General features: G+C 62.9%; 13 protein-coding genes. 7 read left to right on the plus strand and 6 right to left on the minus strand.

Annotated elements, in window-relative coordinates:
- Positions 1-32 precede the first annotated feature (32 nt).
- Both amn and HCF10_RS24035 read left to right on the plus strand, forming a co-directional pair.
- Positions 33-1,505, plus strand: a complete 1,473-nt coding sequence (gene amn, locus HCF10_RS24030; RefSeq protein WP_024077553.1) for an AMP nucleosidase — start codon at positions 33-35, stop codon at positions 1,503-1,505.
- Positions 1,506-1,576: 71 nt separating this feature from the next.
- A complete protein-coding gene (locus HCF10_RS24035; protein ID WP_131700118.1) occupies positions 1,577-2,212 on the plus strand; it encodes a pseudouridine synthase in 636 nt (211 codons plus the stop codon).
- Here the strand turns inward: HCF10_RS24035 and HCF10_RS24040 are convergent.
- Positions 2,207-2,416 (minus strand): DUF2788 domain-containing protein, encoded by a 210-nt coding sequence (locus HCF10_RS24040; protein WP_025999909.1) that lies wholly within the window; start codon positions 2,414-2,416, stop codon positions 2,207-2,209. The two genes, HCF10_RS24035 and HCF10_RS24040, sit on opposite strands and share 6 nt — an antisense overlap.
- A 196-nt stretch (positions 2,417-2,612) precedes the next feature.
- The gene (locus tag HCF10_RS24045; protein ID WP_003176264.1) at positions 2,613-3,092 is read right to left on the minus strand and encodes an Lrp/AsnC family transcriptional regulator; all 480 of its coding nucleotides are present in this window, start codon (positions 3,090-3,092) and stop codon (positions 2,613-2,615) included.
- 430 nt (positions 3,093-3,522) lie between these two features.
- Here HCF10_RS24045 and HCF10_RS24050 point away from each other — a divergent pair, with 430 nt between their 5' ends.
- Entirely contained in the window at positions 3,523-4,581 is a 1,059-nt protein-coding gene (locus HCF10_RS24050; RefSeq protein WP_167656558.1) for a DUF6515 family protein, read from the plus strand.
- On the opposite strand, the gene HCF10_RS24055 is transcribed toward HCF10_RS24050, so the two are convergent.
- Together HCF10_RS24055 and HCF10_RS24060 are read right to left on the minus strand one after the other, a co-directional pair.
- A complete protein-coding gene (locus HCF10_RS24055; protein ID WP_131700120.1) occupies positions 4,578-5,471 on the minus strand; it encodes a cation diffusion facilitator family transporter in 894 nt (297 codons plus the stop codon). The two genes, HCF10_RS24050 and HCF10_RS24055, sit on opposite strands and share 4 nt — an antisense overlap.
- Positions 5,472-5,480: 9 nt before the next feature.
- Positions 5,481-5,900, minus strand: a complete 420-nt coding sequence (locus HCF10_RS24060) for a polyribonucleotide nucleotidyltransferase (protein WP_131700121.1) — start codon at positions 5,898-5,900, stop codon at positions 5,481-5,483.
- 110 nt (positions 5,901-6,010) lie between these two features.
- Between HCF10_RS24060 and hrpB the strand changes: the two genes are divergently transcribed.
- Positions 6,011-8,521 carry an ATP-dependent helicase HrpB gene (gene hrpB, locus HCF10_RS24065; RefSeq protein WP_167656559.1) on the plus strand — a complete coding sequence of 837 codons (2,511 nt, stop codon included), beginning with the start codon at positions 6,011-6,013 and terminating at the stop codon, positions 8,519-8,521.
- 76 nt (positions 8,522-8,597) lie between these two features.
- On the opposite strand, the gene HCF10_RS24070 is transcribed toward hrpB, so the two are convergent.
- Together HCF10_RS24070 and HCF10_RS24075 are read right to left on the minus strand one after the other, a co-directional pair.
- A complete protein-coding gene (locus HCF10_RS24070; protein ID WP_131700123.1) occupies positions 8,598-9,686 on the minus strand; it encodes an endonuclease/exonuclease/phosphatase family protein in 1,089 nt (362 codons plus the stop codon).
- A gap of 40 nt (positions 9,687-9,726) precedes the next feature.
- Positions 9,727-10,386 (minus strand): YciC family protein, encoded by a 660-nt coding sequence (locus HCF10_RS24075; protein WP_092488567.1) that lies wholly within the window; start codon positions 10,384-10,386, stop codon positions 9,727-9,729.
- 180 nt (positions 10,387-10,566) lie between these two features.
- Between HCF10_RS24075 and HCF10_RS24080 the strand changes: the two genes are divergently transcribed.
- The 3 genes from HCF10_RS24080 to HCF10_RS24090 all read left to right on the plus strand — a co-directional run bounded on the left by HCF10_RS24080 (position 10,567) and on the right by HCF10_RS24090 (position 12,562).
- Positions 10,567-11,310, plus strand: a complete 744-nt coding sequence (locus HCF10_RS24080; protein WP_131700124.1) for a DUF2076 domain-containing protein — start codon at positions 10,567-10,569, stop codon at positions 11,308-11,310.
- A 117-nt stretch (positions 11,311-11,427) separates the two neighbouring features.
- A complete protein-coding gene (locus HCF10_RS24085; protein ID WP_024077544.1) occupies positions 11,428-11,904 on the plus strand; it encodes an NYN domain-containing protein in 477 nt (158 codons plus the stop codon).
- A gap of 46 nt (positions 11,905-11,950) precedes the next feature.
- Complete coding sequence (locus tag HCF10_RS24090; RefSeq protein ID WP_115487532.1) at positions 11,951-12,562, plus strand: 3'-5' exonuclease; 612 nt, start codon at positions 11,951-11,953, stop codon at positions 12,560-12,562.
- Positions 12,563-12,683 lie beyond the last annotated feature (121 nt).

The raw sequence follows: 12,683 nt of genomic DNA on the forward strand, positions 1-12,683 counted from the left end.
GCAAGATAAAGGCCTGCAAGTCAGAACACAGGATGCTTACCGTGACCGAAGCTTTTGTTGTCGTTCAAACCGCCGAAGAAGCCGTGGATCGGCTGGCGGCCCTGCATGAGCGGGCTACCGGCGCGCTCAATCAAGCCCTCAAGCAGTACCTCAAGGACCGCGTCGAACCCGACGCCGAACAACGCGCGCTGTTTCGCTATCCGGAACTGCGCCTGACTTACCACTGCCACGGTGAAGTCCCACAGACTACCCGGGCGTATGCCAAGGTCCAGTTACCGGGGACCTACAGCGTTACCGTTACTCATCCGGCGGCGTTTCGTAAGTATTTGCTGGAACAACTGGTGCCGCTGATGCACGACTTCACCGTGACGGTGGAAGTGGGCGTCAGCCAGCAGAACATTCCGTACCCGTACGTGGTGGAGCAGGGCGACGAACTGGCCGGCTCCGGTGTGACCGCCGCGACCTTGGCGCGCGTGTTCCCCAGCACCGACCTGTCGGCCGCCACCGACGGCATCGCCGATGGCCTGTACGACTGGGAAAACACCGATCCGCTGCCCCTGGCGCTATTCGATGCAGCGCGCGTGGACTTTTCCCTGCGTCGGCTGGTGCATTACACCGGCAGCGACTGGCGCCATGTGCAGCCGTGGATCCTGCTGACCAACTATCACCGCTATGTCGACCAGTTCATCCTGCATGGCCTGGAACAATTGCGCAGCGACCCGCGTTTTATCCGCATGGTGCTGCCGGGCAATGTGATCATCGACAAGAGCATGGACCACGGTGAAGCGTCGGCGATTGCCGCCGGCGTGGTGTGGCACCGCTACCAGATGCCGGCCTATCACCTGCAGGCCAGCGATGGCCACGGTGTGACCCTGGTGAACATCGGTGTCGGCCCGTCCAACGCCAAGAACATCACCGATCACCTGGCGGTGCTGCGTCCACACTGCTGGCTGATGATTGGCCACTGTGGCGGCCTGCGCCAATCCCAGACCATCGGCGACTACGTACTGGCCCACGCCTATATGCGCCGCGACGGGATTCTCGACCGCGTGGTACCGCCGAACATCCCGATCCCGGCCCTGGCTGAAGTGCAGATGGCCTTGCAGCAGGCGGCGGCGAATGTCACCGGTGAAAAAGGCGAAGAGCTGAAAAAACGCCTGCGTACCGGCACCGTGTTGACCTACGACGACCGCAACTGGGAGCTGCGCTGGGCTCAGGAACGGCCGTTGATCAACCTGTCCCGCGCCGTGGCGGTGGACATGGAAAGCGGCACCATCGCCGCCCAGGGCTACCGCTTGCGCGTACCGTACGGCACGTTGTTGTGTGTGTCGGACAAGCCGCTGCACAGCGAGATCAAGCTGCCGGGGTCGGCCAACGCGTTCTACGAACGTGCGGTCAGCCAGCACTTGAAGATCGGCATCGAGGCGGTCGACCTGTTGCGCACCGAACTCAACTCGCTGCACTCGCGCAAGCTGCGCAGCTTCGACGAGCCGCCGTTCCGCTAAGCGGTTGGGATGGTCATTTAGCGGTCAGGCCACTAGCATTGTCGGTCCTGACCGTTAGATGTTCCTTTGCCATGTCCCGTCCCACCCGTCCCGATTCGCGCCGCCCCGGTGTGAAACCTCCGTATTCTGCTGCGCGCCGTGTTGCCAAGGCGCCGCCGGCCGAGCCGAAGTTGATCCTGTTCAATAAACCTTTCGATGTGCTGACCCAGTTCAGCGACGAGGGCGGGCGGGCGACGCTCAAGGACTTTATCGATATCCCCGGCATTTACCCGGCCGGTCGCCTGGACCGTGACAGCGAAGGCCTGTTGCTGCTGACCAACGATGGCCAGTTGCAGGCGCGTATTGCCGACCCCAAGCACAAGCTGGCGAAAACCTACTGGGTGCAGGTGGAAGGCGAACCCACCGAAGCATTGCTGCAACGCCTGCGCGACGGGGTAGAACTCAACGATGGCAAAACCTTGCCCGCCGAGGCCCGGCGTTTGGATGAGCCCGAGTTATGGCCGCGCAACCCGCCGGTGCGCTTTCGCAAAAACCTACCGACGTACTGGCTTGAACTGGTGATTCGAGAGGGGCGTAACCGCCAGGTGCGGCGCATGACCGCCGCCGTGGGCCTGCCGACCTTGCGTCTGGTGCGGGTGCGCATTGGCGATTGGACAATCGACGGCCTGGACCAAGGCCAATGGAAGGAAGTACCTGCGCGTTTATAAAGCGCCGGACTCGATGAGGCCGATCACCACGCTCTTGATGATGAACGCGGCCACGCCCAGGCCCAGCACGAAAAACAGGATGAACGAACCAAAGCGCCCGGCCTTGGATTTCTTCGCCAGGTCCCAGACGATAAAGCCCATGAAAATGATCAGGATAGTGACCAGGCCGGTCATCATCCATTCTTCGAACAGGGCGGGGTCGATGTTGTTCATGGGCTCTTCCAACGGGGCAGGCGGCAAGTATACGGCAGCGTCACAGGTGCAACATTGACCTGGATCGAAGTGCGTTCCAAATGTGGAAGGGGGCTTGCTCCCGATGGCGGTGTGTCAGTCAGCTAATCTGTGGCTGACACACCGTCATCGAGAGCAAGCCCCCTCCCACAGTTGACCTTCACCGATCTTAAGTGCGCAGGTGGGTCAGTGGCAGCTCGGTGCTGTTCAATACCTGGTTCAGCACAAAGCTCGAGCGCACGCTGGTCACGCCTTCGATCCGAGTGAGGTGGCCCAGCAGCAGTTTCTGATAGTGGTCCATGTCCGGCACCACCACTTTCAACTGATAGTCCGCATCCATCCCGGTGACCAGGCTGCATTCCAGCACCTGGGGCAGGGTGCGGATGGCCGCTTCGAAGTTCTCGAAACGCTCGGGGGTGTGGCGGTCCATGCCGATCAGCACATAGGCGGTGAGGCTCAGGCCGAGCATCTTGCGGTCGAGCAGGGCGACCTGGCGCGAGATGTAGCCGTCGTCTTCCAACTGCTTGACCCGGCGCGAGCAGGGCGAAGGCGACAGGCCGATGCGCTCGGCCAACTCTTGGTTGGAGATCCTCGCGTCGCGCTGCAATTCCGCCAAAATACTCAGGTCGTATCGGTCAAGCTTGCTCATTGGGTTGGCCTTTGTCGTAACTATTGCGGTGAATTATCCATGAAGGGTTAAAAATTGCGCAAGCACTGTTTATTGACGCAATCTTCGCAATCATCTGTCGGGCGCGGGCCTGTATCTTTATCAACAGAATCACCGCCTGGACAATAGTCCACAGCAGCTCGCCCAATCAGGCGCGCTGCGGCCGCCACCCCAGCAGGGTTGAGCCGGCCTCCAGGCTGCACACTGTCCACAAGGCGGCGTGAGGTGAGCCAACGTCAAAAGCGTTGAGCATGGACGAAGTTCTCAAGGGGTGGCCGACGGGTCACCCCTTTTCTTTTGCCTTAAGAAAATTGTTCTTGTGACTGATAACCTGTCTCAGAACCGGGCGAGGCTTTTCCAGTCTCATCTATGAGGCCGGACCTTCCAGGCCCTATCCGCAGTGAGGAATAGCATGAAGCGCATCTGGCGTATGGCAGGTGTAGGTTTGCTGATGGTCACCGTCGGCACGCAAGTGATGGCCGAAGACCCACGCCCTGAAGGGGGCGGCCAGCATGAAAGAGGGCCGGAGGGCGGTCGGCAAGGTCAAGGTAACGAACAACCGCGCCCGCAAAATAACCAACCGCGCCCGCAGCCGCAGAACAATCAATCACGGCCGGAAAACAATCAGCCGCGTCCACAGAACCCGCATTTTGATCGCGCCGAGCAACAACACGGTGGCGGGCAGTGGCAAGGTCGCCCGCAAGGTGCCGAACAGCCTCGGCCAGCCCCGCAGCCTGCGAATAACCTGCCGATCCAGGGTCGCCCCGATACCGTGCGCCAGACCCAGGAACCGCGTCAGGGTTACTACCGTGACATTCCTCGACGCAACGACGACAACCGGAATTGGGAGGCCGGTGGCCCAGGTTCGCGGCCGGGCTACAACGGGCATCCCAACGACAACCGCTGGCCAGGTCGACCCGATGGGCATGGCAACGGCTGGGGCCCCGGCCCGCAGTATCGGCCCGGTTATACCGTCGACCGCTTCCCCGACCGCAATTACCGCGTGCCGTACCGTGGCCAGGATTACTTCTTCTCCGGCGGCTACTGGTACCGCCCCCAAGGCCCGCGCTATGTGGTCGTGGCGCCGCCGTATGGTATCCGCGTGCATTACCTGCCGGACTATGCGCGCGAAGTGTGGGTAGGTGGCTCGCTGTTGTTCCTGGCCGCCGGCGCCTACTACGCCTACGAACAAAGCACCCAGCAATACGTGGTGGTGCAACCGCCGACGCAAGTGCCGGCGCCGCAGCCAGCACCGCAAGGCAATGGCTATGACGTGGTGGCCTATCCCACCAACGGGCAGTCACCGGCGCAAGTGCAGCAGGACGGTTACGACTGTTATCGCTGGGCGGTGCAACAAAGCGGCTTCGACCCGCAGGCGGTCACCTACGCCCCTGACCCGGCGGTGGTGCAAACCTACCGCCAGGCCCAGGGCAACTGCCTGAGCAGTCGCGGGTATCAGGTGCAGTACTAGGCCTTGGCGCCCGTGACCACTTCTCGCGGGTCGGCGTGCACCAGCACTTCGGCGCGCGGGTAGGCTGCGTGAATGGCATCGGCGGCCTGGTCGCTGATGCCGTGGGCCACTGACAACGTCAACTCCCCCGGCAACTCCAGGTGCAACTGCACAAACCAGTGGTTGCCCGAGATGCGCGTGCGCAAGTCATGGGCACCCAGCACCCCCGGCACGCCTCGCGCCAGTTCCAGCATGTGCTGGCTGACGTCCGGCGGCAGTTCCTCGTCCATCAACACCGCAAAGCTTTCCTTGGCGATGTGGATCGCGCTCCACAAAATGTAGGCAGCGATGCCCAGGCCGAACCAGGCGTCGACCTGATGAAAGCCCATGCCCGCCAGCACCAGCGCCACCAGGATGCTGCCGTTGAGCAGCAAGTCTGAGCGATAGTGCAACGAGTCCGCCCGCACGGCATTGGAGCCGGTTTCGCGCACAACCCGGTGTTGCAGCATCAGCAGCGCCACGGTCAGCACCAGGGAAAACACGATCACCCCAATGCTCAGCCACGGCGCGCCGACCGGTTCCGGATGCTGCATACGCTCGTACGCCTGTAAGGCGATCAACACCGCGCTGCCACCAATGAACAACGCCTGGGCCATGCCCGCCAGCGACTCTGCCTTGCCATGGCCGTAACGGTGATCGTCATCGGCCGGGCGCAGGGCGTAATGCACTGCCAGCAGGTTCAGCAGCGAGGTCACGCCATCGAGCAGTGAGTCGGTCAACCCGGCGAGCATGCTCACCGAGCCGCTGAGCCACCAGGCGATGGCCTTTGTAACGATCAGCGCACAGGCCACGCCCACCGAGGCGCGGGTGGCCAGGCGTAACAGCCGGGCGTGTTCGGGACTGCTGGTCATAAACGTTCCTTAGCCGGCGGGTTGCAGGCCCAGGGACGCGAGTTGTTGCACGCTACCCTTGAACTGGATCATGCGCGGGTCGTCCAGCGGCAGGGTGCGGCCGGTTTCCTTCTGGATGATGCTTTGCAGCTTGGCGTTGTCGACCTTGCCGTCGGCGCCGATGGCTTCGTGGAGTTTTTCCGGGGCGACCTGGGCAGTCTTGCCGGGTTCGAAATAGATCGCGCCCGTGGCGAAGTCGACGCCGAACGCGATCAGGCCAGGGATCACGTAGAACAACAGGCCTACGGCATCGAGCACGGCAATGGTCGGGTCGATCTTGCCGTCGATCTGGCCACGGCGGTCCGGGTAGAAAATCGAACCGCAGGCCGTCAGTTGGCTCAGCAGGGTGATGGCGAGGACACCGCCGATGACACGGGAAGCGATACGCATGGAGACTCTCCTGAACACGGTTGATACGGGACTATATAGCACTGCCATTGAGACCAGCGTCGGCATCCGGCAGTTCGCCGTTATACTCGCCGCTCTGCTTTGGAGCCAGTATGAATTCGTTGCCGATCGATGATGTTTTACCCGCCCTGCGTGACGCCTTGGCGAATCGCCATGAAGCCGTGCTGGAAGCGCCGCCCGGCGCCGGTAAAACCACCCGCGTACCCTTGGCCTTGTTGAATGAGCCTTGGCTGGCCGGGCAGACCATCCTGATGCTCGAACCCCGGCGTTTGGCCGCTCGCGCCGCCGCGGAACGCTTGGCCAGCGAACTGGGGGAGAAAGTCGGTGAGACCGTCGGCTATCGCATCCGCCTCGACAGCAAAGTCGGGCCCACTACGCGTATCGAAGTGGTCACCGAAGGCATCCTCACCCGCCGCCTGCAGGACGACCCGGCACTGGACGGTGTGGGCCTGCTGATCTTCGACGAATTCCACGAGCGCAGCCTCGACGCCGACCTGGCCCTGGCCCTGAGCCTGAACGGCCGCGATGTGTTTCGCGACGAGCAACCGCTGAAAATCCTGCTGATGTCCGCCACCCTCGAAGGCGAGCGCCTGGCCAGCCTATTGGACGACGCGCCGATCCTGCGCAGCGAGGGGCGCATGTTCCCGGTGCAGATGCGCTGGGGGCGGCCGTACCAGCCGGGTGAATTCATCGAGCCGCGCGTGGTGCAAACCATTCTGGAAGCCCTGCACGATGAAACCGGCAGCGTGCTGGTGTTCCTGCCGGGCCAGGCGGAAATTCGCCGGGTCAACCAGCAACTGGCCGACGCCCTGGGGAATAGCCCTGACGTGTTGCTCTGCCCGCTGCATGGCGAACTGGACCTCAACGCCCAGCGCGCAGCCATCGATCCTGCCCCTGCCGGTAAACGCAAAGTGGTGCTCGCCACCAACATTGCCGAGACCAGCCTGACCATCAACGGCGTGCGCGTGGTGATCGATGCCGGGTTGGCGCGGGTGCCGCGTTTCGACCCCGGCAGCGGCATGACCCGCCTCGACACCCAGCGCATCTCCCGCGCCAGCGCCACCCAGCGCGCGGGTCGGGCCGGGCGATTGGAGCCGGGGGTGTGTTACCGGTTGTGGTCCGAAGACCAGCATGAAGGGCTGGCCGCGTATGGCAGTGCGGAAATCCTTGCGGCCGACCTGGCAGGGTTGGCCTTGCAGCTGGCGCGCTGGGGCGTCACGCCCACGCAGCTCGTGTGGCTCGACGTACCACCGACCGCTGCGTATGCCCAGGCCCAGGACTTGCTGGTGCGCCTCGGGGCTTTGAATGAAGAAAGACTCACGGCTCATGGCCAGAAGATGGCCGAGTTGCCGGCCCATCCACGCATCGCCCATTTACTGCTGCGCGGCCAGGACCTGGGGCTTGCGGCCACCGCCTGTGATGTCGCTGCACTGTTGGGCGAGCGCGATATTTTGCGCGGTGGCGGCGCGGATCTGCACAGCCGCCTGGCGCTGATGTCCGGCGAAGAGCGTGCGCGCGGTACTCAAGGTGGCGTGCAGCGCGCCAAGCAACTGGCGCGGCAATACCGTGGCTATTTGAGAGGCCAGGCGACCCGGCTGGTGGCCGACCCCGACCACCCGCGCTGGCTCGGTGCGTTGCTGGCGCTGGCCTACCCGGACCGTGTCGCCCAGCAACGCCGCCCCGGTGGTGCCGAATACCGTTTGGCCAACGGCCGCGCCGCGCTGTTCGCCGAGGCCGACAGCCTGATGAAACAACCTTGGCTGGTGATCGCCGACCTCGGCAGCCGCCAGGGCCAGCGCGAAGAACGCATCTACCTCGCGGCAGATTTTGACCCGACGCTGTTCGACACGGTCCTCGCCGAGCAAGTGCGCAACGTCGACCAACTGGACTGGGACGAGCGCGAAGGCGTGCTGCGCGCCGAACGCCAGCGCAAAGTCGGCGAGCTGGTGCTCAGCCGCGAACCGCTCACCGGTCTCGACGAATCCGCACGCAGCCAGGCGCTGGTCAACCTGGTGCGGCGCAAAGGTCTGGAGCTGCTGCCCTGGACCCCTGAACTGCGCCAATGGCAATCCCGCGTCCTGCTGCTGCGCCAGTTGGACGCCGGCAAAAGCAGCGAATGGCCCGATGTCAGCGACAGCGCCTTGCTCGCCGGCCTGGAGCACTGGCTGATGCCCTACCTGGGCAAAGTCTCGCGCCTGAGCCATTTCGCCAACCTGGATATTTCCAGCTACCTGCACAACCTGTTGCCCTGGCCGCTGCCCCAGCGTCTGGACGAGCTGGCGCCGCAGCATGTGAACGTGCCGTCGGGTTCGTCGGTGCGGTTGGACTACAGCGAACACCCGCCGATCCTGGCGGTGCGCTTGCAGGAACTGTTCGGCCTGGCCGACACCCCGCGCATTGCCGGCGGGCGCCAGGTGGTGAAGTTGCACCTATTGTCGCCGGCGCGGCGGCCGGTGCAGGTGACGCAGGATCTGGCGAACTTCTGGCGCAGTACCTATGCCGAAGTGAAGAAGGATCTGAAGGGCAGGTATCCCAAGCATTACTGGCCGGATGATCCGCTGATAGCCGAGCCGACCGCGCGGATCAAACCCCGAAAGTCGTAACGCTAAGGATCCAAATGTGGGAGGGAGCAAGTCGAATCGTCGCACCGCCCCTCCCACATTAATCTTGTTGTGTGGGTTATTGCGCGGCGGGCAGCAGGAACCGTGCAATCACCGGCAAATGGTTGGAAATACGCAACGTATCCTCCTGCCTAACCTTGGCCTCCACCCGCTTGATTCGCGGGCTGTAGAACAGGTAATCCAGGGTGCGATCCGGGCCATCGATGCTCGGATCGTTGGGGAAATGCGTCAGCCATTTCTCACGATCAATCCCGCTGGATTGGCTGTTGCTCGGGATCATCGGGTACTTGTCCCACAGTAAGTGCAGCTCACTGTCCGGCGAATACTGCCCACGCTTACCCGCATCCAAACGCAGGAATTGCCCCAGTGGCAGCAGGTTGAAATCACCGCCGATCAGCCAGGGCGTGCCACGGCCTTCGAATTTATCCAGCAGCTTCACTGTCGTTTGCACCTGCTCCTGCACCGCACTGCGCCCAGGTGCATCACCGTCCAGGCGGGTGTTGAGCACGGCCAGTTGGCCGCCATCGCTCAGTGGCAGGTAGGTCAGCAGCAAGGCCGGCTTGGGTTGGAACTGGCGGCTGATGATATTGGCCTCGGGCGCCGGCAATTGCAGGCGCTCGGCGTGTTCGATCTGATAGCGGCTCAGGGTCGCCAGCTTGCGGCCCACGCTGCCGAAGATATGCCGGTCGGGTACGAAGTCGGCTTTCCAGTCGAACGCCTGGGCGCTGCACGGGTAGAGGTCGACCAGGCGCTCCTGCAAAAGCGCTAGCTGGTCCTGGTAGTGGGAAGGCTTGGCGTTTTCGTCGAGTTCCTGCAACAGCAGGATGTCGGGCTGTTCGTCACGAATCACCCGCGCCACTTCGTCGAGGCTGACGGCCATGTCTTCGACGGTAGGTCGTTCGTCCGGGCCGCTGCCGTCGGCGGTGTCGTACCAGAACACGTAGTTCTTGCCCGCCAGGTATTGCACGTTCCAGGTCATGACCTTGAGTGCCTGCCCTGGCAACAGGGTCGGCGCACGGGGCGCGACGCAACTGACGGGCAGGGTTTCCTTGGCGGCGGGGCGCCAGGTGAGGCTGTAGATCAGGGCCGTCAGCAGGCCCGCAACGATCAGCAGGCCCAGCAGGGTGATGCGCAATAAACGGGTCATCGGCTCGGCTTATAGCGTTTCAGGAGTGGCGTGGAGCATATCACCGCGCGTCGGCATCGCCACCGATCAGCATGAATAAACGGAACAGGACTACGCTGGTAAACAGTTGCAGGAAGCTGTGGGCGCTGTCCATCAGCAGCCCCAGCAACGGCGCGGGGTTGGGATAGGCCGCGACGCTGGCGCCTTTGAGCAACCACAGCGGTGTCATCACACACAACAGGCACACCAGGATTCGCCAGAAATGCCCACGGGTCAGGCGCAGACTTTCCTTCATCGCCTCCAGCGCCGACATGCCGCGCAGCACCAACAGGTACTCGGCGAACGCCAGCACCACCATCAGCCACAGGCCCGGCAGGAAATACAGCGACAGGCCCAGCAAAATCAGCAAGGTACTCATGGCGGTCAGCAGGGCGAAGCGCGGCCACAGGGTCAGGGCCATGGCCCAGATATCCTTGGTGCGCGGCGACTCGCCACGGGTGCGGGCGTCGAGAAACAGGATCAAGGCACCGGTGTACAGCGGGTACACCAGCAAGCCCACCACCACGCTGTAGCCGGGGAACGCATCCGCGCCGAGCGTGTGGTCGAGCAGCTGTTGCAGCAGGGCCTCGAGGATCACCAATGGCAGGCACAGCTGGACGATTGCGCCCAGGTTGCCTCGGGTAAAACGGAAGGAGTCGCGCAATACGTCTAACGGATTCATCGGGGTCATCGCAGGCCTGAAAGCAAGGGCAACACTTTAACCGATCATGGCCAGCGGTAAGCAAACGTAAACCTTGAGTAAAGACCATTGAAACAACTCGTAACACCCCCATAACTAGAACGCACCTGGCCTGATCACAGGCAGGACCACGATTTTTACCGGCAATCTAACGAGGTCGCCATGAACAGCGAAGAGCAAACCCTGATCGATGGACTGTTTTCACGGTTGCAACAAGCCGAAACGGACTCAGCCCCCCGCGACGCCCAGGCAGAAGCGCGGATCAAGGAGCACATGACTCGCCAACCGGCCGCCGGGTACTACATGACCCAGTCGATCCTGGTGCAGGAACACGCGCTCAAGAGTCTCGACGCGCAGAACAAGCAACAGGCGCAGCAGATCCAGCAATTGCAGGATGAGTTGCAGCGGGCCAAGTCCGCACAAGCGGCCCCGGCGAGCAGCGGTGGTTTCCTGTCGAGCATCTTTGGCGGCGGTTCCCGTGACCCGCAACCGGCCCAGAGCGCTCCGGCCTCGTCGGGCGGTGGCTGGCGTGAACCGGCGCGGCCGTCCTTTGGTCAGCCAGCGCCGCAACAGAACTATCAACAGCCACAACAACCTGCCGCCGCCCCCATTGGCAGCGGGTTCCTCGGTGGCGCGATGAAAACCGCCGCGGGCGTGGCCGGTGGTGTGTTGCTGGCCGAAGGCATCAGCAGCCTGTTCAGCCACAACTCGCAACAGCCGCAGGTCGTGGAAGAAATCATCCGTGAAGAGCCGGCGCCCGCCAGTGACAACGGCAACTGGGGCAACGATGACCAGAAGTTCGCCGGCAATGACAGCTGGGGCAGCGACAACGCCTCGGACAGCTTTGCCGATAGCGACTATTCCGACGATTCTTCCTCCTTCGGCGACGACGATTCCTTCGTCTGACACTCCCGGTCCGGGGCGCTGAGCCGCCCCGGTCTGATTTTTCCCGGAAACGTTCTCGCGGCTGGCATACTGGCACCCTTTCCGGGCCCTGGCGCCTGGCTGTCATGAGGAAGTGCGGTGAAGAAAATTGCAGTGTTCGCCGATGTACAAAACCTCTACTACACCGTCCGCCAGGCCTATGGCTGCCATTTCAACTATGCCGCCCTGTGGGCTGATATCAGTTCGCGTGGGCAGATCGTCGAGGCCTATGCGTATGCCATCGACCGCGGTGACAGCAAGCAGCAGCAGTTCCAGCAGATCCTGCGCAACCTTGGGTTCACGGTAAAGCTCAAGCCGTATATCCAGCGCAGCGACGGCTCGGCCAAGGGCGACTGGGACGTGGGCATCACCATCGACATCATGGACGCCGCCGACCACGTCGACGAAATTGTGCTGGCCTCGGGTGACGGCGACTTCGACATGCTGCTCGACCGCATCATCCACAAGCACGGCGTCGAAGCCGTGGCCTACGGCGTACCGGGGCTGACGGCCAACTCACTGATACGTGCCGCCAGCCGCTACGTGCCGATCGAAGGCGCGTTGCTGCTCAAATAAGCACGGCGGCTTAATAAATAAAGGGTTAGACGGAGTTGGAACAGGTTTGGAACGTATAGCGGTCATCGACTTTGAAACCACCGGCATCACCCCGAGCAGCCATTGCCGGGCCACGGAAATCGCGGTGGTTATCCTCGAACGCGGCCAGATCGTGGACCGCTACCAGAGCCTGATGAACGCAGGCGTGCGCGTGCCGGGCTTTATCGAGCAACTCACCGGCATCAGCAACGCCATGCTGCGCAGCGCCCCGCCGGCCGAGCGGGTGATGAACGAAGTCAACGAATTCGTCGGCACCACGCCGCTGATGGCGCATAACGCCGCGTTCGACCAGAAGTTCTGGGATTTCGAACTCGGCCTGATCCGCCGCACCCGCCTGCAAAAATTCGCCTGCTCCCTGCTGCTGGCCCGCCGCCTGATGCCGGCTGCGCCCAACCACAAGCTCGGCACCCTCAACACCTACGCCCAACTGCCCCACACCGGCCAGGCTCACCGAGCGCTGGCGGATGCGGAAATGGCCGCCAACCTCACGGCGCACCTGGCCCAGGAACTGCGGCGTACCCATGGCTTGCGCGAACTGTCCCACGACCTGCTGTGCACCCTGCAGAAGGTGCCGGCGGCGAAGATCAATGAGCATCTGAAGAAACATCGCGGGTTCTGATAGAACAACGCCGTTCAGAAAAATGTGGGAGGGGGCTTGCTCCCGATTGCAGTGTGTCAGCCAGTACATCTGGTGACTGACACTCAGCTATCGGGAGCAAGTCGAATCGTCGCACCGCCCC

It is taken from the genome of Pseudomonas sp. B14(2022) (assembly GCF_012030485.1).
Lineage (GTDB): Bacteria > Pseudomonadota > Gammaproteobacteria > Pseudomonadales > Pseudomonadaceae > Aquipseudomonas.